Source organism: Vibrio sp. D173a (assembly GCF_030248475.1).
In genome coordinates, this window is record NZ_JAHGAH010001046.1 from 1 (window position 1) to 638 (window position 638).

Consider the following 638-nt stretch of genomic DNA (forward strand, 5'->3'; position numbering starts at 1 on the left):
GGCTGCACCTCCCTCTTGATAAGAAAATGAGCGATGCCAAAGCTTGGATGGATAGCCTACAGCCTCTGTATGATGCGCTAACCCTGTGGTTAAAGCTAACTCGTGAAACAGGACACTTCCAACCACAAATCGCTCGTGCAGGCTTCTTCCAGAGCGATGCTGAAGAGGCCAATATCTTACGACTCTCAATTCCAATGCAGTATGGCGCTTACCCAATGATTTCAGGACACAAAAACAGCTTTGCCGTGAAGTTTATGTGTTTTGAAAGTGGTCAGGCGTGCACTCAAGATATCGAATTTGAACTAGCTGTCTGCAGCTAAACACCGTATTAAAGTTGGCTTGAGCCATGCTCAGGCCTACAATTCTAGAACCACACCCAACTAAGAACCATTATGTCTAAGAAAATCACCATCGTTAAATGCCCACAATGTCAGACTGATGTTGAGTGGGGTGAGCAGAGTCCACATCGCCCTTTCTGTAGCAAACAGTGTCAGATGATTGATTTCGGTGAGGGGGCCGACGAAGAGAACAGTATCGCGGGTGCTCCGGATATGTCAGACAGTGACGGATGGTCGGAAGATCAGTACTAATTCGAGATTCGAGATTCGAGATTCGAGATTCGAGATTCGAGATTCGAG

At 46.9% G+C, this 638-nt stretch carries 2 protein-coding genes; both read left to right on the forward strand.

The genetic code is table 11. The annotated features are described in order from the left end of the window. Positions 1-320, forward strand: a 320-nt coding sequence (zapD, locus tag KIV40_RS31170) for a cell division protein ZapD (protein WP_285353173.1), incomplete at its 5' end; no start/stop codon positions are given. A 72-nt stretch (positions 321-392) separates the two neighbouring features. Next, the gene (gene yacG, locus KIV40_RS31175; protein WP_285353174.1) at positions 393-590 is read left to right on the forward strand and encodes a DNA gyrase inhibitor YacG; all 198 of its coding nucleotides are present in this window, start codon (positions 393-395) and stop codon (positions 588-590) included. Positions 591-638 lie beyond the last annotated feature (48 nt).